Here is a 25,655-nt window from a genome sequence, read left to right as displayed (position 1 = left end):
CTCAGTGAGCGGTGCGGGAGTGGAGCTGGACATCGCCGCCGACGACGGTGGCGAGGACGGGATTGCGGGCCTGTTCCTCGGGGGTGAGGTCGAGAGGACTGTCCGCGAGGACGGTCAGGTCGGCGAGGAAGTCGGGGGCGATCCGGCCGAGTTCGTGATCGGCGCCCGCCGCTCGGGCGGCCGCCCGGGTCATACCCGTATACGCCTCCCGCGCGGTGATCGCCTGACCGGGCTGGACCGGGGCGGTTTCCGGCTCGTCCACCGGGCGGCGCAGCTGGCAGTCGGCGAGGCAGGTGCGCGGGTCGCCGGGCCCGATCGGCCAGTCCGAACCGAGCGCGACGACCGCGCCGTGGTCGAGCAGGTCACGGGTGCGCCAGCCGCGCGCGGCGCGGTCCGGGCCGATCCGGTGTGACCAGTTGTCGGTGCCGTCCGCACGGGTGTGCCGAGTGCCGTGCACGGGCTGGAGGCCGGCCACGACGCCGAGTTCCGCGAACCGGGGGAGGAGGTCGTCGGGCAGGGACTCGATGTGCTCGACGCGGTGCGGGGCGCGGCCCGCGGGACCCGCCTCCTCCAGTACGTCGAGTGCGTGGCGCACGGCCTGGTCGCCGATGGCGTGGGTGGCGGTGGGGATGCCACGTTCGGTGAAGAAGCGGACGGCGGCGCGGTAGGCGTCCAGGTCGCGCCAGAGGGGCGCGCGGTTCTCGCCGTGGCGGTCGGGGCGGTCGAACCAGGCGGTGCCGTTGTCGGCGGTGCCGTCCAGCATGAACTTGGCGCCCTCGACGTGCCAGCGGCGGCCGGCCAGCCCCTGCTGCTCGGCGATCCGCCGCCACGCGCCGGGGGCCGAGTCGGCGGGCACGAGGGGAGAACAGCGGATGCGCAGGGGGAGTTCACCGTGCGCCTCGATGTGCCGGTAGACGTCCTCGGACGGGTCGGTGAAGTCCAGGGCGTGCAGTCCGGTGAGGCCGCCGCGGGCCAGGATCTCCAACTGCGTACGGACGTAGGCGGCGGCCGTGGCGACGGGCACCTCGGGATAGTGGTCGAAGACGAGCTCCATGGCCTGGAGTTCCAGGACGTAACCGGTCGGCCGTCCGTCGGGGCCGGTGACCACGCACGAGGCGTCGGTGAAGGTCTCGCGGCCGGTCAGACCCGCGCGCCGCACGGCTTCGGGGCTGATGACCAGGGCGTGCGCGTCCTGGGTCAGGAGCGAGACGGGGCGGCCGGGGAAGCGCTCGCCGAGGACGGCGCCGGAGGGCTCCTCGCCACGGGCCGTGAAGACGTTGACGTCCAGGTCGTACCCCGTGATCCAGGCATCGTCGGCGTCCCGGACGTCTTCGGCGGCCCGGGCGACACGGGCGAGGACCGCGTCGAGCGTGTCCGCCCCCGACAGGTCCACGCCCCGGCCGATCTCGATGGAGCCCCACACCGGGTGCGCGTGTCCGTCGACGAGGCCGGGCAGGACGGTGGCGCCGGGGAAGTCGTGGACCACCGTGGCAGGGCCACGCAGGGCCGCGATCTCGTCGGCGGCCGCGACCGCGACGATCCGGCCGCCCGTGATCGCGAGGGCGTCGGCGGGGCGACCGGCCCACTCCTCCTGGTGGTCGGCTGTCTCCAGGGGCTCGATTCGGGCGGCCGTCACGATGACGTCGGCGTGCACAGGGATGCGCCTTTCGCGGTGGGGGAGTCAGGGGTTTCGGGGCCGTCCGCGCTGATGGTGCGCAAGGCGCGTGCGGTGGCCCAGTAGACGAGGGCGGCGACGCCCATCCCGACCGGTATCGCGAGGTCGATGCCGGCGGAGGCGGTCGCGAGCGGGCCGGTCCAGAAGGTCGTGCGCACCCACATCAGCGCGGCGAGGCCGCCGGTGAGCAGGGCGAGGAGGCCCGGCCAGTGGAAGCCGCCGCGGTACCAGAACGGGCCGCCGCGCTCCTGGCGCAGCAGACGCCCGCCGTCGTAGCGGTTGCGCCGCAGCGCCAGGTCGGTGACGGCCACCGCCATCGCCGGACCGGTGATCACGACGACCAGTTGCAGCATCGTGTTGACGCTGGTCAGGAAGTCGAAGACGAGGATCGCGCAGAGGGTCGCCGCCGTGCCGAGCCCGCCGATCACGAGGACCGCGGGGATGCGGGCGATCCGTACCCCCACCGACTGGACGGACAGGCCCGCGCTGTACGCCGTCATTCCGTTGTTGGCGATGGTGTTGAGGACGACGGCGATCACGAAGACGGGCACGAACCAGCCGGGCAGGAGCTCTTCCAGGGCCGCCTGCGGGGCGGCCATGTCGAGGCCGGTCGCCGCAAGCGCGCCCACGGATGTGAAGACGGTGCTCGGCAGATAGGCGCCGAGGGCCGTCCAGCCGGCGACGGCGGTGACGGAGCTGGCGCGCGGGAGATAGCGGGCCAGGTCAGGGCTGTTGCTGTACGAGAGCGCCGTCGACCCGACGAGCGTGAAGCCGGTGCCGAGCGCGGCCGCCAGGGAGGCGCCGTGCAGTGGTTCCGCAGGGGTGTACGACCAGTCGACCGCGTCCAGCACGTATCCGGTCACCACGACGAAGACGACGGTGAGCAGGACGCTCAGGGCGGTGTAGAGGCGCACGATGGTCGCGTAGCCGTAGATCGCGACGAGGAGGGTGACGCCGGCGATCAGACAGATCACCACGGCGTCGAGGACGGGCGAGTCGGGCAGGCCCCATCGTCCGGCCAGGCCGATGCCGGCGACGGAGGCGGCCGACCAGTTCAGGGCGAGGTAGGCGGAGGCGATGAGCCAGCCGGTCACGATCAGGACCATCTTGTTGCCGACCACGCCGTAGTACGCCCGGGAGATCACCGAACCGCTCGTGCCGGCCGCGGGGCCGCTCGCGGCCACCACACCGGTGCAGATCCACAGCAGGTTCCCGGTCAGGATCACACCCAAGGCCTGCGGCAGGGAGAGCCCCGTCAGGATCAGCGAGGCGCCCACCGCGAAGCTCAGATAGCTGACGTTGGGGGCGGCCCACACGGCGAAGAGCTGGCGGGGGCGCCCGATGCGTTCCGCGTCGGGGACCGGGTCGATGCCCCGGGTCTCGGGCCGACCTGCACGTACTGGGGGTGGTGTGGTCATCCTGGCCTCTCGGGTGACGCCCGGCCCGCTTATTGGGCGGCTGTCCAATTCGCTGTTGGGCGCTCATCCAATAGGCTGTGCGGTATGACGTCAAGACCCCTGCGGGAACGACCGGCGCGCAGCAGGAAGCCCCCCGAGGAGCGGCGCGCGGAGATCGTGCGGACCGCGGCACGCATCGCCCTCGCGCAGGGCCTCGAACTGGTGACGCTGCGCCGCGTGGCGGACGAACTGGGGGTGCGGCCGAGCCTGATCGGCCATTACTTCCCGGCCTCCGACGACTTGGTGGCCGAGGCGTTCACGTACGCCGCGACGCGCGAGCGCGACTCACTGCTGCCGCGGGAGGAGGCGGGCCTGCCGCCGGTCGACCGGCTCGCGCTCTTCCTCGTGCGGCTCACCGGCGGCGCGTACGTCGACCTGAGCCGGCTGTGGCTCAACGCCCGTCACCTCAGCCGCTTCAAGGAGCCGCTGGCGCGGGCGGTCGACGCGCAGGAGGCGGGGACGCGGGGGGCGCTCGTCGAGCTGATCGAGGAGGGTGGCTTCAAGACCACGGGGGGCGTGCTCAGGGCGGCGCTGCACATTCTGATCGCGGTCGACGGCATGGGAACGTACGCCAACACCGCCGGCCAGGGCGACGACCCGCTGTCGGTCTGCCCGGACCTGGGCGACCTGGTGATCGAGACGGCCGAGATCCACCTGGGGCTCGCCCCGGGCACGCTGCGCGAACGGGCCCGTGCGCGCGCCGTGGAACCCGGTCGCGCGGACTGAAGTCGGCGGCACCGGACACGAGTTGCTCACCCGGGCGACGCTTGTCCGGGCGGCCGTGGAACCGGCGCTCGGCGCCGTCCGGCCCAGAGGCACAGGACCACCGAACACACCGCGGCGAACGCGCACCACGTCGAGATGTACTCCTGCCGCCACAGCGCGAAGGACACCGCGGCCCCGACGGCGACCAGCACACCGAACAGGACGAGGCCCCGGTCGCCGGAGAGGAGGAGCGAGCCGATGGTGGCGAGGAGATAGCCGACGACGACCAGCTCGGCCCGCGGGAGCCCCACGGAGTATCCGACGGTGTGCCCGCGGATCTCGGCCGTGACGGTGCGGGTCGCCAGGACGTACGCGAGGACCGCCGCCGTCGCGGCCCCCACCGCCAGCGGGGCGAGCAGCCGGCGCCGGGCGCCCGGCGGCGCGGCGAACAGCACGACCGCCGGTACCCACAGCGCAAGCAGCGGCAGCGCGATGACGGCCCAGGCGAGGGTGGCGGGTCCGGCGCCGCCGTCGTTGCGCCAGACCTCGGCCTCGATGATCTGGTGGACCCCCAGGAGGAGCGGCAGCGCGGCGAGCGGCAGGTCACGGGGGCGCCGGGCGGCCAGGGCGACCGAGACGACTCCCACGGCCGCGATGCCCGTGCCCGCGGCGAGGTCGGCCGTAGCGCTCCAGCACATGGCGGCAAGGCTACGGCCACGGGGGCGCGGAGGCGCGCCGGGCGGCGCCGCGGGGGCGGGTCGGCGCCGCCGGTTGGGTCGGCATCGCCGGTCGGGTCAGCGCCGCGGGGTCGGGTCAGTGCTGCCCGGTCAGGTCAGCCACCGGGTCGGGTCAGCGCACCGGGAAGCCGAAGGAGTAGCCCTGCTCCTTGAGGCGGGGGAGGAGGCGGCGCAGGGCCTCGACGGTCTGGGTGCGGTCACCGCCCGCGTCGTGGAAGAGGAGCGTCGGTCCGTTGGGCAGCTCCCGCTCGACGGTGGCGACGATGGCGTCCGTGCCGGGGCGCTCGAAGTCCTTGGTGTCCACGTTCCAGCCCAGCGGGCGCATGCCCCGGGAAGCGGCGAGCTTGCGGCTGTACGGGGTGAAGGCGCCGCCGGGCGCGCGGTAGTACATCGGGCGCACGCCGCCGGACGCCTTGGTGATCATGCGTTCGGCGTCGAGTATCTGCTGGGACTGGTAGGCCTGGGAGTCCTTGTCCATGGACGTGTTGTGCGACACCGAGTGGTCGCACAGCCGGTGCCCGGCCGCGACCACCTTCTTCACCAGGTCGGGGTGGGCCTGCGCCTGCGTCCCCACCATGCAGAACGTGGCCTTCACCCCGTACTCCCGCAGCAGGTCGAGCACGCGCGGGGTCCACACCGGGTCGGGGCCGTCGTCGATGGTGATGTTGATGCCGCGCTTCCCCTTCTCCGAGGCGTGCGCGATGGTCGCCGCGACCGGCTTGACGGCGCTGCCCGGCTTGGCCGGCGCGGTCGCCTCCGGCGCGGAGTCACCCGCGGAACCGGCCTGCGCGGTCCACACCGACGCGCCGGTGGCGAGCATCGTCACCCCGAGCGCCGCTCCGACCAACTTGCCGTACCAGCCCCGCCCGCCGCCGTGCCGTGCCATGTCCGCCCCTTTGCGCAGTCTCTCGCCGATCCCCGGTCACCTTGTGACCACCCGGCAGGACGAGGAGCGTTGGCCAAAGGATGCGTCTGTTACTGATCACGGACAATTCCGAGAGGAATCGGCGACAACTCGGCGCGGGCGACGTCCGTCCTCGACGTGACGAGGCGGCCGCGGCGGTGGGTGGTGACGGCACGTGGCGGCTGCGCGTGACCGACAACTGGACCGACGACACCGGCACCTCCGGCGTGGTCAGCGTTTCAGCGGCAGCCGGTGCCACGTCAGGTCGTGCAGCGCGGCGTCCGCGACGGTCAGCGTGAGGAACGTGCAGTACGGCTGACGTCTGCGGTCCGTGGGCGAGCCGGGGTTGAGGAGCCGCAGGCCGCCGGGGGCCTCGGTGTCCCAGGGGATGTGGCTGTGGCCGAACACGAGCACGTCCAGGTCGGGGAAGCGCTCGGCGCACCGGCGTTCGCGCCCGGCGGCAGGCCCGGTCTCGTGGACGACACCGAACCGGAGCCCGGCAAGATCGGCCCGCTCCACCTCGGCGAGCCGACGGCGCAGCGGCGGGCCGTCGTTGTTGCCGTACACGGCGATCAGCCGACGCGACCGCGACTCGAACAGATCGAGCGTGGCCTCGTCGATCCAGTCCCCGGCATGGATGACCACGTCCGCCCGGTCGATCTCGGCCAGCAGGTCGTCGGGCAGGCGCTTCGCCCGCGCCGGCACATGCGTGTCGGAGGTCAGCAGCAGCCGCATGGGGCAAGCGTAGGCCGGTGCGTGGGCCCGTGCGCCCGGAGTGGAGTGCCGGAGCAGGTCGGCGGAAGGGTCACGAAGGGTCCCGGTCGGAGGCCGGCCAGACGTAGGGCAGGTCGTCGGGGACGCCCGGGAAGAGCGGGGAGTAGAACTCCGGCGCCTTGCGGACCAGGGCCGACTGATGGCTGCGGTGGAAGGCCGGGTCTCCCAGCCAGGGAGGCAGCTCGCCGTCGTCGGCGAGCTCCTCCAGGGCCCGCACGGAGGCGCCGGGACGATGCCGGGTGAAGTCGGTGAGCAGGGTGGCGGCACAGGTGTCGGGGCGCCCTTCCGCCACCCACACCGAGCACACGTCGAGGCCGTAGCGGACCAGGGCCTCCTCGTAGCCGGTCCACATGCGCACCGCCGGGTGGTGCCGCCAGCCGTAGCCGGGCACGGTCAGGCCGCGCAGCACCTGAAGGGCCTCGACCCGCTGTTTGCCCAGGCGGGCCCGGTCCAGGACCGCAGCGGATCGCGTGAAGTCGGAGTACGGGAGGAAGGTCTGCACGCGGAATGCCTACCGCGGCGGCCCCATTCCCACCCCTCCCGGACGGCTGGGTCGCTCCCGGGTCAGAGCAGCCCCAGGTCACAGGCGCGCAGGGAGAGGCGCCCCAGGATGTGGGAGACCGCGACAGCGCTGCCCCTCTTCGCCTTCCTGATCGCCCTGCCCGACTCCGTGTTCACCGGCGCCCTGCACCTCATGGTCGGCGCCACCGTCCCAGCCGCCTGTTCCAGGGTGAGGGCATCTGTGCTGGTCAGCGGCCGTTCCGGTGTTCCAGCGTCCCGTACCGCCGACCTGTTGTGGCAGCCGGGACGGATCGCGGCCCAGGCTGTGGATCGTCCGAGCAGCTCGCCGGACGAACCACTCACCGCACTCATGGAGTTCTCGATGCGTTCGCGTCTTGCCACCCGTTCCGCTCGTCTCGCCCTGACCGCCGTGGCCACCGCGGTCCTCGCCACCACCGCCGCCGGTACCGCCCTCGCGGTCGGCGGCCAGAGCAAGGCCCCCGTCGAGCAGCTCTGCGGGACCAACGACCTGACGTTCAAGGTCACCGAGAAGACCCAGGCCGGTGGCTACCTTCTCGTGACCGCGAAGGCCAGGCCGGGCATCACCTGCTACCTGGAAGGCACCATCCCCTCCGCCGCGTTCGGCTCCCACCCCGACCGGCAGGTGGCTCCCGTCGAGCAGGCCGTCACGGAGACCGTCAAGCTCTCCGGCTCCACCGCCGCGTACGCAGGAATCAACCCCAAGTCGACCAACAACGACGACGGCGCGGAGTTCGACCAGCTGATCGTCGCCGTCGCCGGGGACGAGGAGGGCGCCGTCTCCGTCCGCCTGCCCAGCACGACCCTGATCGACAAGCCGCTGAGCACCAACTGGCACGCCGATCCGGCCGACGCCGTTCCGTTCAGCAGCTGACACCAGCGGCATTGCCGAAGATTCCCTGATAATCGGCATTTTGCGATGATGCAGGTCGAAACGTTTCTCTTAATTTGCATATTGTTGTATTTATGTCAGCGGCCTTGTCATGCGCTCCGGTTGTGCACATAGCTAGGTGCTGCGACCACTTCCTCGCCCCGGGGTTCCCGATGAGTCCCGGGCAGGTCGACGGAGCCCCGCGCGCCGTCGACCAGGGAGGCGGCGCCAATCCTCAAGCAGAGGAGAAGTCATGAAGAAGGCCTACGAAGCGCCGGCACTCGTCCGGCTCGGGACATTCCGGAAGAAGACCGGGCTGCTGCAGCGGTCCGGCAACGACCGGCTCATCCTGAGCAAGAACTGACGACCGACGGTCCTTGACCCGACGTCATGACTGAATCGCACGAGAGTGCGGGGACGGGCCCCGGCGACGCGCACTTCGCGGTCTTCACCGACCGCGAGGACGCGGCCGCCGTGGCCCGGTCCTTCACCCACTCCGGAACCCGAGAAACCCGCGTCCTCGAGCACCCGTCGGGTCGGCCATGGCTCGTGGGGCAGTGGGACGACCAGGAGATCGTCACGGCCCGCGCCGGACGCACCGCTCTGGCCGTCGTCGGCTGCTGCCCCGTCGACGCCGCCCAACTGGAGTCCAGGGCAGGTCGGTTGCGCGACCTGGCGGAGCTGGACGCGCTGGCCCGCTCCCTGCCCGGCAGCTTCCACCTCGTCGCCGCCATGGACGGACGGCTCAGGGTGCAGGGCACCGCGTCCGGGCTCCGGCTCGTCTTCCACGCCGCCGTGGACGGCGTGCGCGTGGCCGCCACCCGCGCCGACGTCCTCGCCGCCGCGCTGGGCCACGATCCCGACGAGGAGCAGCTCGCCGTCCGGCTGCTGTGGCCGGTGCCCTATCCGCTCTCCGAGACGTCCCCGTGGCGTGCCGTCACCGCCGTCCCGCCGCAGGACGCCCTGATCGTCGCCGCGGACGGGCGGACCGTGCGCCACACCCGGTGGTGGACCCCACCGGAGCCGGTCCGCACGCTCGCCGACGGCGCCCCGGTGGTCCGCGAGGCCCTCGCCGCGGCCGTCGACGCCCGCACCCGGCAGGGCGGCGTGGTCAGCTGCGACCTGTCCGGCGGCCTGGACTCCACCTCCATCTGCTTCCTGGCCGACCGGTCGCCCGCCAAGGTGGTGGCCAGCACGTGGCCGGGACGCGATCCGGCCGACACCGACCTGTACTGGGCGGAGCAGGCGACGAAGCACCTGCCGGACGTCGAGCACGTGGTGTGGGACGCCGACGCCTCGCCGCTGGTCTACGACGACCTGCTGGGCATCGACGACCTGCTGGACGAACCGACCATCGGCGTCATGGACCGTTCGCGGGTCCTGCACCACCTGCCGGCCATGGCGGCACGCGGCAGCCGACTGCATCTCACGGGCATCGGCGGCGACCACGTGGCCTGGTGCTCCGAGGCGTACTACCACCGACTGGCGCGCACCCGCCCGCTGTTCGCGCTGCGGCAGCTGCGCGGCTTCCGGGCCCTGTGGCAGTGGCCGCTCGGCGCCACCGTGCGGGCCCTGGCCGACTCCCGCCCCTACGGCAAGTGCCTCGCCGACGCCGCAGGACACCTTCGCGAACCGCTCCCCGCCACCGCCACCACCAGCCTCGGCTGGGGCATGCCCCCACGCCTCTTCGACTGGGTCACCCCCGACGCCGAGCACATGGTCCGGCGGGCCCTGCGAGAAGCCGCTTCGACGGCCACGCCGCTGCACCCGGACCGCGGCCTGCACACCGACCTGGAACAGATCCGCTCCTGCACCCGCATCATCCGCCAGTGGGACCGGATGGCGGCCCGCGCCGGCGTACCCATGGCGTCGCCGTTCCTCGACGACCGGGTCATCGAGGCGTGCCTCGCGATCAGGCCGGACGAACGGGTCACGCCCTGGGCGTACAAACCCGTCCTCACCGCTGCGATGCGCGGCATCGTGCCCGAGACCTGCCTGCGGCGCACCACCAAGGCCGCCGCCGCCATGGACGCGGCCGACGGCCTGCGACGGCACCGCGCCGACCTGCTTGCCCTGTGGGAGGACTCCCGGCTGGAACGGCTCGGCCTGGTCGACGGCGACGCGCTGCGTCACCTCGCTCAGCGGCCCTCCGCCCCCGGGCTGCGCGACGCCATCCTCTACTCCACCATCGCCGCCGAGGTATGGCTGCGCGGCTCGTCCCCCGCACGCGCCCATTGAGCCCCTGCCCGCCCGCCACCGGAGAAAGGCAGTCACCCACCATGGCACTGCGGTTCGGCCCCGATGTCTCCACCACGGAGACCGACTACGGCACCGTCCTCCTGGACCAGCGCAGCGGAAACTACTGGGAGCTCAACCCCACCGGCACCCTCGTCGTGAAGACCCTCCTCGACGGCGGCGACGAAACGGCGGCCGTCGACGCGCTCGTCACGGAATTCGCCATCGGCCGGGCCCGCGCGGAGCAGGACGTCACGGCACTCGTGCGGGAACTCCGGGACTCGGGGCTGGCCTCATGACGACACCGAGCGCCCTGGAACGGCCCACCGGCGTCCCCTTCGCCCGACGCCTTGCCGCCCGCCTCGTGCTGCTGCCGGCCGTCCTGCTCTCGTTCCTGCCCCCGCGCCGGATCCGTGCCGTCCTGGATGTCGTACGTCGAGGAGCCGCGCCGGCCACCACCGCACAGGCCAAGGGCGCCAGGGACGCGATGTGCGCGGTCAGCTTGCTCTGCGCCGGTCCGAAAGGCTGCCTGCCCCGCTCGCTTGGCGCCGCCCTGCTGTGCCGGCTGACGGGCGGCTGGGCCACGTGGTGCACCGGGGCGAGCGTCGTGCCGCCCTTCAACGCGCACGCGTGGATCGAGGCGGAGGGCCGCCCCGTCGGTGAAGACGTGCCCGACGACTACTTCGCGCGGCTGCTCACGGTGGAGCCGGCGACGGCGAACCGGCCGCCCCGCCGATGACGGACTCCCAGGCGCAGAAGGACCGCCACGCGCAGGAGGAGAAACCCTCCACGAAGGCGCCGGACCGTACGACACGGGCCGCGGTGGCCACCATGTACCGGCTCACCACCGGACACCGGGCCTCCGTCGTCGTGGCCACCGTGCTCACCCTCGCCGGCTCGGCGCTCGGGCTCGCCCAGCCCCTCGTCGCCAAGCAGATCGTGGACGCGAGCGGGCACGGACGGGCGTACTGGCCCCTGTTGCTCGTCCTGGCCGCGCTGTTCGTCAGCGAGGCGGCCACCGGCGCCATCGGCCGCTTCGTCCTGGAACGCATGGGCGAACGAGTCGTACGACAGCTCCGCCACGGCCTGGTCGCGCGACTGCTGCGGCTGGAGATGCGGGAGTACGACCGGCACCGCACCGGCGACCTGATCTCCCGCGTGACCACCGACACCACCCTCCTGCGGGAGGTGGTCTCCCAGGCCCTCGTCGACCTCGTCACGGGAGCCCTCGTCGCGGCCGGCGCGATCGTCCTCATGATGTGGATCGACCCGCTGCTGCTGGCCCTGGTCGCCCTGACGGTGGCCACCGCGGCCGCGGTCGTGGCCTCGCTCCTGAAGGGCATCCGCGCCGCGTCGGAGCACATGCAGACCTCCGTAGGCGCCATCGCCGCCGACCTCGAGCGCGCGCTCGGCGCCCTGCCGATGGTCCGCGTCCACCGGGCCGAGGACCGCGAAGCCCGGCGCATCGGCGAGCGCGTCGAGTCCGCTCACGACGCGGGCGTACGGACCGCGAAACTCGCGTCCGTCATGAGCCCGGCCGTCGAACTCGCCGTCCAGGGCTCCTTCCTGCTCGTCCTGGTCATCGGCGGCCTGCGCGTCACCGGCCACGCCAACTCACTCGGCGACCTCGTGGCCTTCCTGCTCTACGCCTCGTACCTCGTCCTGCCCCTGTCCTCGGTCTTCCGCGCGGTCGGCCTGATCCAGCGCGGCATGGGCGCCTACCAGCGCATCGAAGAAGCCCTGCACCTGCCCGCGGAGCCCGCACCGGCCGGACGGCTCTCCGTACGAGCCCGTACGACCGAGGCCGCGTCGGACGAGGCGCCCGCTCTCGAACTGCGCGACCTCACCTTCGGCTACGACCCCGGCCGGCCGGTCCTGCGCGGTGTCACCCTCTCCGTGCCCCACCGGAGCCAGACGGCCCTGGTCGGCCGGTCGGGTGCCGGAAAGAGCACGATCTTCGCTCTGGTGGCGAGGTTCTACGAACCGGACTCCGGAACCCTGCTCTTCGACGGGCGGCCCGCCACCGAACTGACCCGCGCGGAATGCCGCGCGCGGATCGCCGTCGTCGATCAGAACACCCATGTCGTCCACGGCACCCTGCGCGACAACATCACCTACGCCGTGCCCGACGCCACCGACGCCGAAGTTCGGCGCGTCATCGAACTCGCCCAACTCGACCATGTCGTACGGCGCTTGCGCGGCGGTCTGTCCGGCATGCTCGGCGACCGCGGCAACACCCTCTCGGGAGGCGAGCGCCAGCGCGTCGCCCTGGCCCGCGCCCTGCTCGCCCGCCCCGCACTGCTCCTGCTCGACGAGCCGACCTCCCACCTCGACGCCATCAACGAAACGGCGCTCACCACGGTGATGAAGGACGTCGCACAGGAATGCGCCCTCCTGGTGATCGCACACCGGCTCTCCACCGTCCAGCACGCCGACCGCATCGTCGTCCTGGACAGCGGCCGCACCACCGCCCACGGACGCCACGAGGACCTGCTCACCGCCTGCCCCCTCTACCGCGAACTGGCAGCCGGACAAATCCTCCACCCGGCCGCCGCCCGCCCCTTTCCCATGAGGACCGCCCCTACTCACCCATCACCCTGAGCACGGGCCGGACACGCGTGCCCCTGGCGGGCACCGTGCCCTTCCCCTACGGGTTCGCCCTGCCGCCCGCGGCCTCTCCGACCGCGACGTACACCCAGCCGCCGTACCGGGTCAGCACGCGGTGGCGGGCGGCGCCCTCCTGGATCGGTTCCCACGGGTGGCGCAGGACCATGCTGGTGTCGCCGCCGAAGGGGGCGATCATCGGGCCCAGCGCGGGGATGAGCCGCTCCGGCCACCAGCGTGGCAGCCGGTAGTCGAGGACCACCCAGCGGCCGCCGGGCGCGAGCGCCTCGTAGCCGCGCTCGATCACCTTGGCGTACTCGCTGATGAGGGTCAGCGAGAAGCAGGCGGTGATGCCGCGGACGTTCTCCGGATACTCATAGGTCGTCAGGTCGGCCTGGACCAGGGAGACCTGGGAGAGCCCGGCGCGCCGCACCCGGTCCTCCGCCTGCTCCAGCATGGCGTCGGTGAGGTCCACGCCGATCACCCGGCCGGTCGGGCCCACGGCCTCGGCGAGCAGCGGCAGGTTGTGGCCGGTGCCGCAGCCGGCGTCGACGACCGTGTCCCCGGGGCGCAGGGCGAGCTGCTCCAGAGCCAGGTGCTTGTAGGCCATCGTGCGCTGGCCGATGAGGTAGAGGCGGTTGGAGGTGAGGTCGTAGCGCTTGGCCCTCTTGCGGTAGACCTGCACCATGCGTTCGGACTCGGCGGTCATGGGCGTTCCTCGGGTCGGGCCGGTCCCGGCGGGGCCGGGGGGCGAGGTGGTCGGGGACGTCGGGTTTCTCGGGCCGCGCAGCACCGAGGCCAGCACCCTCGGCCGGAAGACGGCCTGCGGCGGAGCCAGCAGGTGGGTCATGTCGAGCAGGGCCATGGCCGCGGCCCGGTCGGTGGTCGCCACCTTCAGGAGCCGGTCGGTGTAGCGCTTGCCGAGTCGTGCGGCGAGCGGCAGCGGACCGTCGGAGGCCCCCGGGTACGCCAGGTCGGCGTTGCCCGACAGCATCCACGCGGCCTCCACGCAGTCGGCGACCGGTTTGCGCAGCGGGCCGGTCAGGCCGTCCGGGATCCGTCCGGCGCCGGGCGGCACGGCCCGCTCCAGGGCCCGGCGCAGCACGAGCGCACTCATGCCGGCGACGGAGATGCCCTGTCCGTAGGCCGGGTTGAAGGCGCCGACGGCGTCGCCGAGCACGAGGAAGCGGTCCGGCCAGCGCGTCAGCCGCTCGTAGTGGCGCCAGCGGTTCTCCGTACGGCCGGAGCCGTACACGTCGCCGAGGGGTTTCGCGTCGCGGATCGCGTCGTACAGAGCGGTGCTGCGCAGGCGTTTGGCGAAGTCCACGAAGCCCGCGTGGTCGAGCGGCGGACGCTCGCCGCCGAGACCGGCCACGGAGACCATCCAGCGGCCGTTCTCGATGGGGTTGAGGATGCCCGAGCGGGGCTCCTCCGGTGTGGACTGGAGCAGGATGCACTTCCAGTCGGCGGTGTGCCCGGGGGCGGGTTCGAGGACGCAGGTGGCGTAGGCGCAGCCGGCGTCGACGACGCTCTCCTCCGGCGTGCCGTAGCCGAGGTCCTGGAGCCAGGCCGGGGCCCGGGAGCCGCGGCCGGTGGCGTCCACGACCAGGTCGGCCGCCTGCTCGTACGGCCGGCTCCCACCGGCACGCGCAGCGGAGCCCCGGTCGCGGAGCAGCACCCCGCGGACCGATTCGCCCTGTCCGGCGACGAGGCCGACGGCCTCCGTCTCCTCCAGGATCTCCACGGTGGGCAGTCGCCGCAGCCGGCGGCGGACGGCCCAGTCGAGGAGGTCGCGCGAGCCGGACAGGACCACGTGCGGGCCCTCGAAGCGGTCCACCCAGCCGCCCGGCACCATGAGCAGCATGTCCTGCGGCATGCGGACCTCGACCATGCCCAGGTCGCGCAGCTCGCCAAGGAGGCCGGGGAAGAGCTGTTCGAGGGAGCGCTGGCCCGCACCCAGCAGGTTGTGGGTGTGGCGGGCCTGGGGCACGCCGCGGCGCCAGCGCGGTTCGTCCGGGTAGCGGTCGCGCTCGACGAGCGTGACCCGGTCCACGTGCGGGGCCAGTGCGGCCGCCGCGCAGAGTCCGGCGAGGCTGCCGCCGAGGACCACGGCGTGGCCGCCGGCCGGTGGACGGGTGCTGCGGTCTGTCATGTCCGGTCCCCTCCTCTCGGCTCAGCGCTCACGTGCGGGGCACCTGCGGTCGAGCCACTCGTGGGCGGCGGCGTACCAACTCGGCGCGGTGCGGTGGACGTTGAGGGAGTGCGCGGCGTCCGGGACGACGAACGCCTCCAGGTCGGTGGCGCCGGTGTAGAACTTCCGCTCGTACGCGACGACGGACGCGGCGTCCTCGGTGGAGGCGTCCCCGCCGCCGAAGAGACGGTCCTCCCGGCCGACGACCAGCAGGACGGGCACCCGTATTTCGGCGGCCACCTCCGGCTGGTAGATGGCGTCCAGGGTGAAGCCCTCCCCGGCGGTCACCGTCGACTTGGTGTCCTCGTGCCAGGCGGACATGCCGGGGTCCATGCCGGCCGGGTGCTCGTACAGGGCGGCGCGGCGGCCGGGGCGGGTGGTCAGGTAGTTCTCCGGCGGGTTCGTCGGGGCGAGCAACGCGTCCTCGGCGGCCGGGTACAGGGCCGGCATCGCCTCCGGGTAGAGCGGGCCGATGGCGTGCAGCAGCCCGGTGACCACGAGAGCGTCCAGGTCGCGGTGGCGGGCTGCCTCGATCAGGGCGATGCCCGAGCCCAAGGAGTGCCCGACGGCGACCACACGGCGGAAGGCGGGCCGCCCGGGACCGCCCCGGCGCAGGGCGGTCACCACCTGGTGCACGGCTTCGACGTTGCTCTCGACCGTGACCTGTTCGGCCGGCGGGTGCTCGCTCGCGCCGGTGCCCGGGCGGTCGAGGGCAAGGACGGCGTAGCCTTCGCCGACGGCGTGCCGGGTGTAGCCGAGGGCGCCGGGAGCGGCCCAGTAGCGGCGGTCGTAGGTGAGCCCCGGCAGCAGCAGGAGCACGGTGTCGGGCGCCTCACCGGGCGGCAGGGACAGTTCCGCGTCGAGCCGCCAGGTGGTGCCGGGGGCGTGCGGAGGGGGCACGTCGAAGGTGACGGAGCTCATGCGAATTGCACCCTTCTACTGTCCGGATTCTTGATGCTGTTCAGCGGTTCCAAGGTCAGCTCCTCGCTCCGACGGGCCCGGACGTGGCTCCCGCGGGCCCGGACGTGCGGACGTCCGCCGGAACCTGGCGGAAGAACAGCGGTGTCTCCGGCCGCAGGTCCAGGTCGGGGCCCGTCACCAGGTCGTCGACGGCGATCAGCACGTTGTAGTGGTTGGGGAAGTGGCAGGAGTCGAAGCCGAGCACGGTGCCCGCGAGGCGGCCGTCGATCCACACCTCGTCGCCCCGGTCGATCACCCCGGCGCTCTGGATCTCGGCGAAGCCGAGGAAGCCGACCCGGTCGATGCGGGATTCGGGCTGGCTGTCGGCCTGGTCGGTGGTGACGAGCTCGTGCACCTCGCCGGCGCGTACGCAGCGGCTGGTGAACTCCTCGAGGCGCATGCCCCGGTCGTCGCGGCGGTGGGTCAGCACCTTCACCACCGTGGCGTGCACGGTGCGTTTGCCGCCGTCCTCGCCCGGGTTCACCGGTTGGCTCCTTCCGCGCGGTAGACGGCGTCGACGAGTTCGAGGGCGGCGAGTCCGTCGCGGGAGGCGTCCTGTCCGGCGCGCAGGCGGGTGTCGAAGTCGGTGAGCACGCCGACGTACTCGTGCCAGAGCGAACCCTTGAACTCGGTGTGCCCGTCGAGCATGTCGGCGAACAGCCGGGTGCCGTCCTGGAGTTCGACGGTGACGTCCTTGACCTCGCCGTCGTAGGACCAGTCGAGTTCGACCCGCGCGGAGACGCCGGCCGTCGAGCGCAGATCGACCGAGGCCCTGCGGTCGGTGCCCAGCTCGTCGCGGACGACCTCGGCCCCCGCCGGCTCGACGTCGCCGAGGAACAGCCGCACCAGGTCGAAGGCGTTGGGTCCGTTGTCGGCGACGCAGCCGCCGCCGCAGCGCTCGGCGTCGAGGTACCAGCGGTCGCTGCCCGCGTGCTCCTCGATGCGTTCGAGGTAGCGGACGGTGAGAGAGCGCACGGGGGAGCCGGCCGCCGAGACCTCGTCGAGCAGGCGCAGGACGGCGGAGTTGTAGCGGCGGTGGAAGGAGGTGAAGAGGGTGACGTCCTTCTCCCTGGCCAGCGAGGCGAGCGCGCGGCCGTCCTCGACACGGATGGCGAGCGGCTTCTCCACGCACACCGCGACCCCAGCGGCGAGGGCGTCCCCGCACACGGCGGCGTGCGCGTCGTTGGGGACGTTCACGACGACCGCGTCCACGCCGGCGTCGGCGAGGAGTTCGGCGTGACCGGTGTAGCACTTGGCGACGTTCCGGAACGGCTCCAGGGCGGCGGGCCGCAGATCGCACACGGCGGCGAGCTCCAGGCCGGGCAGCCGGTCGAAGCCGGCGACATAGAACTTCGAGATGACACCCAGGCCGATGAGGCCGACGCGGGTCCGCGCCGCCGGACGGCGGCTCATCGGGCACCCGCCGAGGGAAGAGCGTCCGGCGCGGGGATCGGCTCGGGGAACGCGAGGTCCTGTTCGGCGGCCAGCGCGGTCAGTTCGGCGTGGCACTGGGCGGACAGCGGTACGCCGTGCGCCCTGCGGTGCGCCGCGGTCAGTTCCTCGGGCCGTCCGGGATAGCTCACAGGCCGGGCGGGGTCCAGGGGAGGGCAGTCGAGGAGCGCTCCGAAGAGACCGTCTGCCTCGGTGTGGAAGTCCGGGCCGGGGCGGAGCGCGCCGGGTGCCAGGACGAGGGCGGTGAGGCCGATGTCGTCGTCACGCCCGGAGGGCCGCCCGTCGCCGGACAGGGCCTCCGGGGCGGGGCCGAGCCCGGCGCCGGGCACCAGCGCGGCGAGCACCTCGACCATCAGGCCGAGCCCGTACCCCTTGAAGGCGCCCGTGGCGGGGTCGCCGCCGAGCCAGCGCAGAAAGCCCGCACCGGCGTCCAGGGCGTGGGGATCGGTCACGGGGCGGCCCTCGGCGTCCTCCAGCCAGCCCTCCGGTATCGGCTCCCCGGCGCGAGCGGCGGCCCGCACCTTGCCGGTCGGCACCACGGTGGTGCTCATGTCGAGGACGTACGGCGGCCGGTCGCCGGCGGGCGCGGCGACGCTGAACGGGTTGGTGCCGAGCATCGCGGCCCGGCCGCCCGGCGGGCGGGCGATGCGCTGGCGGCCGCAGTTGGAGGCGAGGAAGGCCACCATGCCGCGCCGGGCGATCCGGGCCGTGTGGTGTCCCGCGCAGCCGAAGTGGGTGGCGTCGCGCATGGTCACCAGGGCGATGCCGGTCTGCGCGGCACGGTCGGCGGCCAGCTCCAGCGCCTCGGTCGCCGCCCACAGGCCGAGGGAGCGGCGCCCGTCGAGGAGGACGGCGGCACCGGTGTCGGTGATCTTCTCCGGCTCCGCGGTGGCGTCGATGCGGCCCGCGTCGAGGGCGGGCAGGTAGAGCCGGGTGAGGTTGGCGAGGCCGTGCGAGGTGAGTCCGGTGAGATCGCCGTGGACGAGGGCCTCCGCGGCGGTGCGGGCCCGGTCCTCCGGCACGCCGCGGCCGGTGAAGACCTCGGCGCTGAAGGTCACGAGGGCGTCGTACGGGACGGTCACCCCGTCGTGCGGCGGGGCATCGGTCGACTGGGTCACTGTCGCTTTCCTCCTGTGGTGGCGTGCCGCCGGGCGGCGAAGCGGGCGAGGATGCCGCTCACCGCCCCGGCGAAGGCTTCGAGATCGGCCAGGTCGGCGTACTCTCCGGCCGCGTGGGCGTGGTTGCGGTCGAGGTCGCCGGGGCCGAGGACGGCGGTGTACGCGCCGGGCAGGCCCGCCGCCCACATCGCGTCGCAGGTGAACGCGGGTTCGTCGGCGGGCCATCGGGGCGGCCCGCCGTCCCGCGTCAGCAGGTCGACGGCCCAGGGGTCGTCCAGCGACGGGAGCGCGGGCAGCCCGCGCTTGTGCCACTCGACACGGGTGATCACGGCGGCGTCCGCGGCGGTGCGGGCCAGATCCCGGTGGTCCCCATAGGTCTCGGTGAACTCCCGTACGCCATCGGCCACTTCGCGTTCCAGACGGTCGGCCAGCGCCTGCCCTGTGGCGGAGTCGGGGTAGGAGCAGTTGAGCAGCAGCCGGCCGGTCCCGTACACCCGGTTGTGGAGGTGCCCGGTGTGCAGGCCCGCGACGCATACCTGGCCGCCGTCCGCGTGCTCCGGGAGCCGGGCGGCGAGCCGCTGCGCGAGGTGCCCGAGCAGGACGGTCGCGTTGTGCCCGGCGGCGGGCCGGTCGTCGATGGCGTCGTCACCGTCGACCCGGACGCAGGCGGTCATCGCGGCCGTGGAGCGCGACAGCAGTCGCATCCCGGTCGGCTCGCAGAACAGGTTGAGCCTGCCGTACCAGCCGCGGCGCATCAGCGGGCGGGTGCCGAACACGCCCATCGCGCCGCCCTCCTCGCCGGCGACCGCCTGGATGAGGACGCGGGTGCCGGCGAGCCGGTCGGGGGCGGCGTCGAGCGCCGCGCGGACCCCGGCAAGCAGGGCCACGGCGGGACCCTTGGCGTCGATCGCGCCGCGCCCGGTGAAACGCTCCCCGTCGAACCCGACCGGTTCGAGACCCGCGACGGTGTCGAGGTGCACGTTGAACATCACCGTGTCCGCCTGCGGCAGTTCGGGGCCGAGCGCGAGGACCAGGGAGGGCTGTACGGCCAGGAACGCGGGGTCGTCCGCGACGGCCCTGCGCACGGCGAGCGGTACCTGATCGTCCGTCAGCTCGGCGGCTTCGGCGGCGGCGTGGTGCACGACCTCGAAGCCCAGGGGGCGCGCGGCGTCCGCGTAGGCCCGCTGTGCCTCCCTGAGCCGGGGCTCGCCCTCGCCCTCCAGGGGGCCGACAGTGGGGAGTTCGAGGAGGTGAAGGAGCAGGTCGTGATCGGCGTGGGTCAGTGTCGTCATCGGACGGCCTCCCGGTCGGGGGCCGTCCGGCCGGGCAGCCGCGAGGCCAGGGACTCCAGGGCGCGGCCGTACCGCACGAACTCGGCCACGCCGTCGCTGCCCGCGTCGGTACGGCCCTCGTGCGGGCGGACGGTACGGTGGGGTTCGATGGTCCAGGTGCCGGTGTAGCCGTGATCGAGCAGGAGCCGCAGACAGTCGGCGACCCGGCAACTCCCCTCCCCGGGAAGGGTGTAGACCGCCTCGCCCGCCTCGGCCCGGGCGTCCTTGATCTGTACGTGGTCCACCCACGGGACGAGTTCGGTGAGCACGTCGTACGCCTCGTAGCCGTACGCCACGCCGTTGCCGGTGTCGAACAGCAGCCGCAGCGCCGGGCTGTCGACCTCCGCCAGGAGCCGCAGCGCGCGGGCCGGGTCGGCGCCGGCCCAGCCCGCGCAGTTCTCGTGGAGCAGGACGAGACCGGCGTCCTCGGCCTGCCGGGCCAGGCGCGTCAGCCGGCCCATCGTCCGGCGGGCCCACTCCGGCTCGTCGAGCGGGGCGCCGGGGTCGTTCGGGTAGGACATCACGCGGATGTACCGGGTGCCGAGCGCGGCGCACCGCGGGGCGAGGCGCGCCAGCTCGCCGCGGTCCAGCTCGAAGTCGCCGGTGACGGGGCGGGCCCAGTTGGCGATGCGGGAGTTGACGCACACCACGTCGAGGCGTGCCTCGCGCAGGGACGCGGCGACCCGGTCGAACGCGGCGTCGTCGAGGTCGGCGAGGGCGGTGCCGTCGATGTCGCGCAGCTCGATCGCGGACCAGCCGAGGAGCTGGTGGGCGCGGATCTGGCCGGCGAGGTCGGGCGCGGCCTCGTCGCCGATGCCGGCGTAGCGGATGCCGGGTGGCGGTGGGAGCAGGGGTTCCGCGGCAGGGGGCCGGGAGCCTGCGTCACGCCGTGGTCCTGCGTAATCCCGGGGTCCTGCGTCACCCTGTGGTTCTGCGTCATCCCGGGGTCCTGCGTCACCCCGGGGTTCCCTGTCGCGCTGGAGTCCTGCAACATCCCGGGGTCCCCTGTCGCGCCGGGGTCCTGCAACATCCCGGGGTCCCCTGTCGCGCCGGAGTCCTGCGTCGCCCTGGGCCCCCGCTTCGGCCCGCGAGCCCGTGTCATCCCGCATGGCTCACCTGCCGTCCGCCGGGTCCGGCGGGTCCGGCGGGGGAGTGGGTGTCCCCGGTTCCGGGTCGCCGAGTCGTGTCCTTGGCGTCGGCGAGCAGCTCCACCACGCGCGAGGAGAGGCGCAGTTGGGCCGCCAGGTCGGTGCCGTCGCGCAGGGCACGGTAGGTGTCGACGAAGTAGGCGGACAGCGCGTCGTCGGGGAAGACCTCCCACGTCTCGGGGCGCCCGGTGCGGCTGAACCGCAGCTGGGCGTAGTGGTCGTCCTCGCCGTTGGGGTAGTGCGCGACCGCCCGGCCGTCGGTGAACTCCAGCTGGACGCGGCGCTCGCGGACCGGGGCGGTGAGGTCGGAGACGATCCGGCTGGTCGCCTTCTGGTGCCGGAAGACCAGCTCGGCGCGGCCCATGCCGGGGATGGTGGTGTCGCCGATCCGCATGTCGGTCAGCTCGGCGGCGGCGAGGACGGCGTCCCCGGCGAGCCGCAGACAGAGGCCGAGGGAGTGCGGGGGTTCCACGTCGAACGCGGTGGGGTGGCCGCCGTCGGTCAGCGTGCGGCTCATGCGCGGCTTGCTCTGCCGTATGTCGATGGAGCGCAGCTCGCCGAGGGCGCCCTCGGCGACGACGCGTTCGAGGCGTGCGGTCAGCGCGCTGGCCAGCCAGGGAGCGACGATCGCCAGGCGCAGCCGCTCGGTGCGGGCGAGAGCGAGGATCTCGTGGACGGACTGACGGTCGACCGCCAGGGGCTTCTCCACGATGATCCGGCGGAATCCCGCGGTGGCCAGTTCGTGCAGCAGGCCGAGGCGGGCCACGGGCGGGGTGCACAGGTGCACGACGGTGCGCTCGGGGTCCAGCAGGGTGCGGGCCTCGGCGATCGAGGCGACGGGGCGCAGGCCCTCGGCCCGCGCGGGTGCCGCGGGGGCCGACGGGTCCAGGGTCAGGACGGGGGCGGGGTCGAAGAGATCAGTGTGTCGCCCGGCGGCGCGCAGCTTGCGCAGGACCGCCCAGTGCAGCCCGAGGCCCGCCCGCCCGAGCCCGATGATCAGTGTTCGGTCCATGCCGGTGCGGTTCCTTTCGGTGGTTCCGGTACGGCTCGGTGGTTCCAGTACGGTCCGGTGACTCCAGCGGCTCCGGTGCAGCCAGGTGCTCCCGGTACGCCTCAGCGGTCCCGGTACGCCACACGCGTGGTGAGTTCCATGAGTTCGGCGCGCCAGCGGGGCACCAGGGGCGCGTCGGCGACCGCCTCGCGCGCCTGGTCGACGAGGTCCGCGATGCGCTGTTCGACCTTGTCGGCCACACCGGTCGTGACGAGCAGTTCGCGCATCCTGGCCGCGCCGTCGGGAGCGGCGGGGGTGGCGGCGAGCTCCCGGATCCGGTCGTCGCTGCGTACGGCGAGGCTGAGCAGGTAGCTCATCTTGAACCGGTCGAGGTCGAGACCGGCGGGCTTGCCGGTGTCCTCGGCATCACCGAAGGCGTCGATCAGATCGTCCCTGAGCTGGAACGCCTCGCCCAGCGGCAGACCGTACCTCTCGAAGACAGGGGCCAGATCGGGCCGGCCCGCGAGGGCGGAACCGAGCTGGAGGGGACGCTGGATGGTGTACCGGCCGGACTTGCAGACCGCGATCCAGCGGGAGAGCTCCGGGTCGGCCACGCCTTCGGCGGCGACGGTGATGTCGAGGTACTGGCCGACGGTGACCTCGACCCGGGTCTCGTCCCACACCGCCTGGGCCGCCGCGGGCAGCGCGTGAGCGAGCCGGTCGGCGTAGACGTGTGCGAGGTCGGCGGCGAGGTTGGCGATGCCCTCTCCGTAGCGGCGGGGTTCACCGCGCAGGAGGCGTGCCCGGTGCTCCTTGGCGTGCCGTTCGTGCGCGGTGACGGCGCCCCGGCGCAGCGGCGAGTCGTCGAGGACGTCGTCGCGCAACAGGGCGAAGGTGTGCAGGAGTTCGAGGGCGGCGGCCGCGTCGACGGCCTTGTCGTGGCCGGGGGTGCCGCCGGCGGCGAGGTGGCCGAGGAGACAGAAGCGGGGGCGCAGCAGCTTGCCCTTGGCGGTGGTGATGGCGGTGACGCTGTCGACGAACGCGGCACAGCGCGGATCCACCGCGGTCCAGCGCGCGCTCTCCTGGGTGAGGACGGTGTCGATGCGCTCCTGGACGGCGTCCAGCGACCGGGTCAGCACGCCGTCGTCGCTCATGCGGTGCCTTTCGTTCGGGAGGTCGGTGGCCCGCACACGATGTCCTCGGCGTAGGTTCTTTCGGATTTCTCGTGCCCGGCGGGAACCGCAGTCTTCACATGCGGTGCCGCCGACTTCTCCGGTCCTCCGGAATCGCCGTGAAATTTCAAAGAGAGCACATCCTCTGTCACCCGCTCATCGGACTCTGACACGTGATGCGGAAACGCGGCGGTACCCTGGAAAAGCTGCGGTGAGGGGGCGTTCCGTGTCAAGCGCCGACCCCCTCCACGACCCCCGGCAAGGCTGGTCGGCGTCCTTCAACAACCCTTCCTGACCTGCTGGTTCGACACCTCCCACGGTCCGGCATGACTGATACTTGCCGGTCCCCCGTCCCCGGTCCCGGCAAGGGTTTGTCATTGCCGCCGGGAAATCGACCGGCTTAGCTTCGCACATCCATATCTCCGTCCTGCTACACGGAGGACTGTGTGATCACCCCTGCCCGGAGCACCGATCGAAATACGGAACGAGAAATCGGAAAGCCGGTTCCGTTCTTCACCCAGGCCGACACGTTCAACGACTGTTGGCCGGACATCAAGCGCCGTCTCAACGAGATGTTCGACCGTGGAAAGTACTCCCACGGCCGGCAGGTCGCGGAATTGGAGAAGGCGCTCGCCGCCTACACGGGAGCACGGCACGTGGTGGCGGTGAACAGCGGGACGGACGCCCTCGTCCTGCTGCTGCGAGCCTGTGGTGTCGCTCCCGGCGACGAGGTCGTCGTGCCGGCCTTCAGCTTCGCCGCCACGGCCACCTCGGTGGCGCTGGCCCGCGCCAAGCCGGTCTTCGCCGACATCGAACCGGCCGGTTACTCGCTGGATCCGTGCTCCGCCGAGGCGGCCATCACCCCGCGTACCAAGGCGATCATGCCGGTGCACCTGTTCTGGCAGCTCGCCGACATGGGCGCACTCGGCGCCCTGGCGGAGCGGCACGGCGTGAAGGTGGTGGAGGACAGCGCCGAGGGGATCGGCATGCGCCGCGACGGCGTCCACGCCGGGCTGCTGGGCGACGCCGGCGTCCTGTCGTTCTTCCCCACCAAGACCCTGGGCGCGCTGGGCGACGCGGGCGCCGTCCTGACGGACGATCCGGACATCGCCGAGCAGGTGGCGATCCTGCGCCACCACGGCCGGATGGGCCGCACCGTGGACCACATCGCCGGCATCTCCAACCTGTCGGGAGCCTCGGGCACCAACAGCAAGATGGATGACATCCAGGCATCCGTGCTGCTCGGCAAGTTGCCCCGGCTCGACGCGGCGATCGACCGGCGCAGGGAACTGGCGGCGGTGTACACCGAGCTGCTGTCCGACATGCCGGGCGTCCTGCGGGTGCCCACGGTGGTCGACCGCGGCGTACCGGCGGACCCGGTCTTCTACGTGTACGTGATCGAGGTGGAGCGGCGGGACGCCCTGGTGGAGCACCTCACCCGAGAGGGCATCGGCACCGAGGTCTTCTACCCCATCCCGCTCCACCTCCAGCCCTGCTTCGCCGAACTGGGCCACCGCCGGGGCGACTTCCCGAACGCGGAGGCGGCCTGCGAGCGCACCGTCGCCCTCCCCTTCCACCCCGACCTCGCCCTCGACGAAGTGCACCGGGTGTGCGAGGCCGTCCGCCGCTTCTACACGGGGGCCGCATCGTGAAAACTCTGCCCTTCTTTCCCCCCGACCTCTTCGAGGACGACCGCGAGGCGCTGCTGTCGACCGTGCACGAGCTCGGCACGGGCCCCGAACAGCGGTTCATCCTCGGTGAGCGCACCGCCGAACTGGAGGCGGCGCTGCGCGACATGACCGGCGCCGGCCACGTCATCGCCTGCGCCAGCGGCACCGGAGGTCTCGAGCTGTCCGTGCGCGCGCTGGGCATCGGCCCGGGCGACGAGGTGATCGTGCCCGCGTTCTGCTGCCAGCCGGTGGCCAGTTCGGTGGCGAACACCGGGGCCACCCCGGTCTTCGCCGACGTCGACCCGTGGACGATGGTCCTGGACCCCGACGCCACCAAGTCCTTGATCACCGAGCGCACGAAGGCGCTGATGCCGGCCCACGTCTTCTCGATCATGGCGGACATGGAGCAGCTGGGGGCGATCGCCCGCGAGCACGGTGTCGCACTGATCGAGGACGCGGCGGTCGCCCAGGGCGCCGTCCTCGACGGGCGGCCCGCCGGGCGGTGGGGCGACCTCGGCGTGTTCTCCTTCTTCCAGGTCAAGGCCTTCGGCACCGCGGGCGAGGGCGGGGTCGTGCTCACCGACGACCCCGAACTGGCCCGTACGGTACGGATGTTGCGCAACCACGGGCAGGACGGCGTCCACCGCTTCCTGCACCACCGGATCGGTCAGAACAACCGGTTCGACGAGGTGCTCGCCGCCTTCCAGCTGCACCGGCTGCCCGGCTTCGCGGACCGGCTCGAACGCCGCGCGCGGATCGCCGACTACTACACCGAGCGCTTCGAGCCACTGCGCGAGCGCGGTGTGCTCGCGCCGCCCGCCGGCCGCAACGGCCGCTGTTACTACGTCTATTCACTGCTCGTCGACCGCCGCGAGGACCTGCGCGCCTACCTGACGGAGCACCAGATAGGCAGCCACATCTACTACCCCGTGCCGCTGCCCCGGCAGCCCGCCTTCGCACCGTGGGCCGCACCGGACGGCAGCTGGCCCAACGCCGAGCTGGCCTCCGCGCGCAACCTGGCCATCCCGATCTGGCCCCACCTCAGCGACGCCGAGGTCGAATTCATCGCCGACACGGTCTGCGAGTTCTACGCATGAGTACGCGAGTGCAGCCCATGGAG

The 25,655-nt window shown here is 72.8% G+C and carries 24 protein-coding genes; 9 read left to right on the top strand and 15 right to left on the bottom strand.

Features of this window, described 5'->3' with window-relative positions; genetic code table 11:
• Position 1 precedes the first annotated feature (1 nt).
• The gene (locus ACH4D5_RS28760) at positions 2–1,654 is read right to left on the bottom strand and encodes an amidohydrolase (RefSeq protein WP_398307959.1); all 1,653 of its coding nucleotides are present in this window, start codon (positions 1,652–1,654) and stop codon (positions 2–4) included.
• Positions 1,633–3,093 (bottom strand): purine-cytosine permease family protein, encoded by a 1,461-nt coding sequence (locus ACH4D5_RS28755; RefSeq protein WP_398307957.1) that lies wholly within the window; start codon positions 3,091–3,093, stop codon positions 1,633–1,635. The genes ACH4D5_RS28760 and ACH4D5_RS28755 overlap by 22 nt, the downstream gene beginning before the upstream one ends.
• 84 nt (positions 3,094–3,177) lie before the next feature.
• Between ACH4D5_RS28755 and ACH4D5_RS28750 the strand changes: the two genes are divergently transcribed.
• Positions 3,178–3,858, top strand: coding sequence for a TetR/AcrR family transcriptional regulator (locus ACH4D5_RS28750; RefSeq protein WP_398307955.1), 681 nt, complete (start codon positions 3,178–3,180; stop codon positions 3,856–3,858).
• Positions 3,859–3,884: 26 nt separating this feature from the next.
• Here the strand turns inward: ACH4D5_RS28750 and ACH4D5_RS28745 are convergent, their stop codons facing one another.
• The 4 genes from ACH4D5_RS28745 to ACH4D5_RS28730 all read right to left on the bottom strand — a co-directional run bounded on the left by ACH4D5_RS28745 (position 3,885) and on the right by ACH4D5_RS28730 (position 6,754).
• Entirely contained in the window at positions 3,885–4,535 is a 651-nt protein-coding gene (locus tag ACH4D5_RS28745) for a DUF6629 family protein (RefSeq protein ID WP_398307953.1), read from the bottom strand.
• A 151-nt stretch (positions 4,536–4,686) separates the two neighbouring features.
• Positions 4,687–5,460: a polysaccharide deacetylase family protein gene (locus ACH4D5_RS28740; protein WP_398307951.1), complete on the bottom strand. Its 774-nt coding sequence runs from the start codon at positions 5,458–5,460 to the stop codon at positions 4,687–4,689.
• Between the two features lie 249 nt (positions 5,461–5,709).
• Positions 5,710–6,213 (bottom strand): metallophosphoesterase family protein, encoded by a 504-nt coding sequence (locus tag ACH4D5_RS28735; RefSeq protein ID WP_398307949.1) that lies wholly within the window; start codon positions 6,211–6,213, stop codon positions 5,710–5,712.
• 70 nt (positions 6,214–6,283) lie between these two features.
• The gene (locus ACH4D5_RS28730; protein ID WP_398307947.1) at positions 6,284–6,754 is read right to left on the bottom strand and encodes an MSMEG_6728 family protein; all 471 of its coding nucleotides are present in this window, start codon (positions 6,752–6,754) and stop codon (positions 6,284–6,286) included.
• Positions 6,755–6,862: 108 nt separating this feature from the next.
• Here ACH4D5_RS28730 and ACH4D5_RS28725 point away from each other — a divergent pair, with 108 nt between their 5' ends.
• From ACH4D5_RS28725 to ACH4D5_RS28700, 6 genes are all read left to right on the top strand, one after another.
• Positions 6,863–7,666: a DUF4232 domain-containing protein gene (locus tag ACH4D5_RS28725; RefSeq protein ID WP_398307945.1), complete on the top strand. Its 804-nt coding sequence runs from the start codon at positions 6,863–6,865 to the stop codon at positions 7,664–7,666.
• A gap of 250 nt (positions 7,667–7,916) precedes the next feature.
• Entirely contained in the window at positions 7,917–8,027 is a 111-nt protein-coding gene (locus ACH4D5_RS28720) for a keywimysin-related RiPP (RefSeq protein ID WP_107098009.1), read from the top strand.
• A 26-nt stretch (positions 8,028–8,053) separates the two neighbouring features.
• The gene (locus tag ACH4D5_RS28715; RefSeq protein WP_398307942.1) at positions 8,054–9,901 is read left to right on the top strand and encodes a lasso peptide isopeptide bond-forming cyclase; all 1,848 of its coding nucleotides are present in this window, start codon (positions 8,054–8,056) and stop codon (positions 9,899–9,901) included.
• Positions 9,902–9,942: 41 nt separating this feature from the next.
• Positions 9,943–10,197: a lasso peptide biosynthesis PqqD family chaperone gene (locus tag ACH4D5_RS28710; RefSeq protein WP_398307940.1), complete on the top strand. Its 255-nt coding sequence runs from the start codon at positions 9,943–9,945 to the stop codon at positions 10,195–10,197.
• The gene (locus ACH4D5_RS28705; protein WP_398307939.1) at positions 10,194–10,637 is read left to right on the top strand and encodes a lasso peptide biosynthesis B2 protein; all 444 of its coding nucleotides are present in this window, start codon (positions 10,194–10,196) and stop codon (positions 10,635–10,637) included. The genes ACH4D5_RS28710 and ACH4D5_RS28705 overlap by 4 nt, the downstream gene beginning before the upstream one ends.
• A 92-nt stretch (positions 10,638–10,729) precedes the next feature.
• A complete protein-coding gene (locus tag ACH4D5_RS28700) occupies positions 10,730–12,499 on the top strand; it encodes an ABC transporter ATP-binding protein (protein WP_398308451.1) in 1,770 nt (589 codons plus the stop codon).
• Positions 12,500–12,545: 46 nt separating this feature from the next.
• Here ACH4D5_RS28700 and ACH4D5_RS28695 read toward each other — a convergent pair whose 3' ends face one another.
• The 9 genes from ACH4D5_RS28695 to ACH4D5_RS28655 form a co-directional block, all read right to left on the bottom strand.
• Positions 12,546–14,654 (bottom strand): class I SAM-dependent methyltransferase, encoded by a 2,109-nt coding sequence (locus tag ACH4D5_RS28695; RefSeq protein WP_398307937.1) that lies wholly within the window; start codon positions 14,652–14,654, stop codon positions 12,546–12,548.
• Between the two features lie 21 nt (positions 14,655–14,675).
• Entirely contained in the window at positions 14,676–15,614 is a 939-nt protein-coding gene (locus ACH4D5_RS28690) for an alpha/beta hydrolase (RefSeq protein ID WP_398307935.1), read from the bottom strand.
• Positions 15,615–15,669: 55 nt separating this feature from the next.
• Positions 15,670–16,137, bottom strand: coding sequence for a DUF6917 domain-containing protein (locus tag ACH4D5_RS28685; protein ID WP_398307933.1), 468 nt, complete (start codon positions 16,135–16,137; stop codon positions 15,670–15,672).
• Positions 16,134–17,066, bottom strand: coding sequence for a Gfo/Idh/MocA family protein (locus ACH4D5_RS28680; protein WP_398307931.1), 933 nt, complete (start codon positions 17,064–17,066; stop codon positions 16,134–16,136). Before ACH4D5_RS28680 ends, ACH4D5_RS28685 begins: the two co-directional genes overlap by 4 nt.
• Complete coding sequence (locus ACH4D5_RS28675) at positions 17,063–18,223, bottom strand: Ldh family oxidoreductase (RefSeq protein ID WP_398307929.1); 1,161 nt, start codon at positions 18,221–18,223, stop codon at positions 17,063–17,065. Before ACH4D5_RS28675 ends, ACH4D5_RS28680 begins: the two co-directional genes overlap by 4 nt.
• A complete protein-coding gene (locus tag ACH4D5_RS28670; RefSeq protein WP_398307927.1) occupies positions 18,220–19,515 on the bottom strand; it encodes a M20/M25/M40 family metallo-hydrolase in 1,296 nt (431 codons plus the stop codon). The genes ACH4D5_RS28675 and ACH4D5_RS28670 overlap by 4 nt, the downstream gene beginning before the upstream one ends.
• Positions 19,512–20,663, bottom strand: coding sequence for a TIM barrel protein (locus ACH4D5_RS28665; protein WP_398307925.1), 1,152 nt, complete (start codon positions 20,661–20,663; stop codon positions 19,512–19,514). The genes ACH4D5_RS28670 and ACH4D5_RS28665 overlap by 4 nt, the downstream gene beginning before the upstream one ends.
• The gene (locus ACH4D5_RS28660; RefSeq protein WP_398307923.1) at positions 20,653–21,714 is read right to left on the bottom strand and encodes a Gfo/Idh/MocA family oxidoreductase; all 1,062 of its coding nucleotides are present in this window, start codon (positions 21,712–21,714) and stop codon (positions 20,653–20,655) included. The genes ACH4D5_RS28665 and ACH4D5_RS28660 overlap by 11 nt, the downstream gene beginning before the upstream one ends.
• A 101-nt stretch (positions 21,715–21,815) precedes the next feature.
• A complete protein-coding gene (locus ACH4D5_RS28655) occupies positions 21,816–22,847 on the bottom strand; it encodes a polyprenyl synthetase family protein (RefSeq protein WP_398307921.1) in 1,032 nt (343 codons plus the stop codon).
• A gap of 464 nt (positions 22,848–23,311) precedes the next feature.
• Between ACH4D5_RS28655 and ACH4D5_RS28650 the strand changes: the two genes are divergently transcribed.
• Together ACH4D5_RS28650 and ACH4D5_RS28645 are read left to right on the top strand one after the other, a co-directional pair.
• Complete coding sequence (locus tag ACH4D5_RS28650; RefSeq protein ID WP_398307919.1) at positions 23,312–24,517, top strand: DegT/DnrJ/EryC1/StrS family aminotransferase; 1,206 nt, start codon at positions 23,312–23,314, stop codon at positions 24,515–24,517.
• Positions 24,514–25,632, top strand: a complete 1,119-nt coding sequence (locus ACH4D5_RS28645) for a DegT/DnrJ/EryC1/StrS family aminotransferase (protein WP_398307917.1) — start codon at positions 24,514–24,516, stop codon at positions 25,630–25,632. The genes ACH4D5_RS28650 and ACH4D5_RS28645 overlap by 4 nt, the downstream gene beginning before the upstream one ends.
• The last annotated feature ends 23 nt before the right edge of the window (positions 25,633–25,655 follow it).

The sequence above is a fragment of the Streptomyces sp. NPDC018029 genome (genome assembly GCF_044327655.1).
Taxonomy (GTDB): domain Bacteria; phylum Actinomycetota; class Actinomycetes; order Streptomycetales; family Streptomycetaceae; genus Streptomyces.
This window is presented reverse-complemented; position numbering and strand designations above follow the sequence as displayed.

Coding starts and splice junctions, on each gene's coding strand:
- ACH4D5_RS28745 (WP_398307953.1), bottom strand. CDS start 4,535: ATGTGCTGGAGCGCTACGGCCGACCTCGCCGCGGGCACGGGCATCGCG.
- ACH4D5_RS28735 (WP_398307949.1), bottom strand. CDS start 6,213: ATGCGGCTGCTGCTGACCTCCGACACGCATGTGCCGGCGCGGGCGAAG.
- ACH4D5_RS28670 (WP_398307927.1), bottom strand. CDS start 19,515: ATGACGACACTGACCCACGCCGATCACGACCTGCTCCTTCACCTCCTC.
- ACH4D5_RS28740 (WP_398307951.1), bottom strand. CDS start 5,460: ATGGCACGGCACGGCGGCGGGCGGGGCTGGTACGGCAAGTTGGTCGGA.
- ACH4D5_RS28715 (WP_398307942.1), top strand. CDS start 8,054: ATGACTGAATCGCACGAGAGTGCGGGGACGGGCCCCGGCGACGCGCAC.
- ACH4D5_RS28755 (WP_398307957.1), bottom strand. CDS start 3,093: ATGACCACACCACCCCCAGTACGTGCAGGTCGGCCCGAGACCCGGGGC.
- ACH4D5_RS28710 (WP_398307940.1), top strand. CDS start 9,943: ATGGCACTGCGGTTCGGCCCCGATGTCTCCACCACGGAGACCGACTAC.
- ACH4D5_RS28695 (WP_398307937.1), bottom strand. CDS start 14,654: ATGACAGACCGCAGCACCCGTCCACCGGCCGGCGGCCACGCCGTGGTC.
- ACH4D5_RS28700 (WP_398308451.1), top strand. CDS start 10,730: ATGTACCGGCTCACCACCGGACACCGGGCCTCCGTCGTCGTGGCCACC.
- ACH4D5_RS28750 (WP_398307955.1), top strand. CDS start 3,178: ATGACGTCAAGACCCCTGCGGGAACGACCGGCGCGCAGCAGGAAGCCC.
- ACH4D5_RS28665 (WP_398307925.1), bottom strand. CDS start 20,663: ATGCGGGATGACACGGGCTCGCGGGCCGAAGCGGGGGCCCAGGGCGAC.
- ACH4D5_RS28660 (WP_398307923.1), bottom strand. CDS start 21,714: ATGGACCGAACACTGATCATCGGGCTCGGGCGGGCGGGCCTCGGGCTG.
- ACH4D5_RS28655 (WP_398307921.1), bottom strand. CDS start 22,847: ATGAGCGACGACGGCGTGCTGACCCGGTCGCTGGACGCCGTCCAGGAG.
- ACH4D5_RS28725 (WP_398307945.1), top strand. CDS start 6,863: ATGTGGGAGACCGCGACAGCGCTGCCCCTCTTCGCCTTCCTGATCGCC.
- ACH4D5_RS28680 (WP_398307931.1), bottom strand. CDS start 17,066: ATGAGCCGCCGTCCGGCGGCGCGGACCCGCGTCGGCCTCATCGGCCTG.
- ACH4D5_RS28705 (WP_398307939.1), top strand. CDS start 10,194: ATGACGACACCGAGCGCCCTGGAACGGCCCACCGGCGTCCCCTTCGCC.
- ACH4D5_RS28690 (WP_398307935.1), bottom strand. CDS start 15,614: ATGAGCTCCGTCACCTTCGACGTGCCCCCTCCGCACGCCCCCGGCACC.
- ACH4D5_RS28720 (WP_107098009.1), top strand. CDS start 7,917: ATGAAGAAGGCCTACGAAGCGCCGGCACTCGTCCGGCTCGGGACATTC.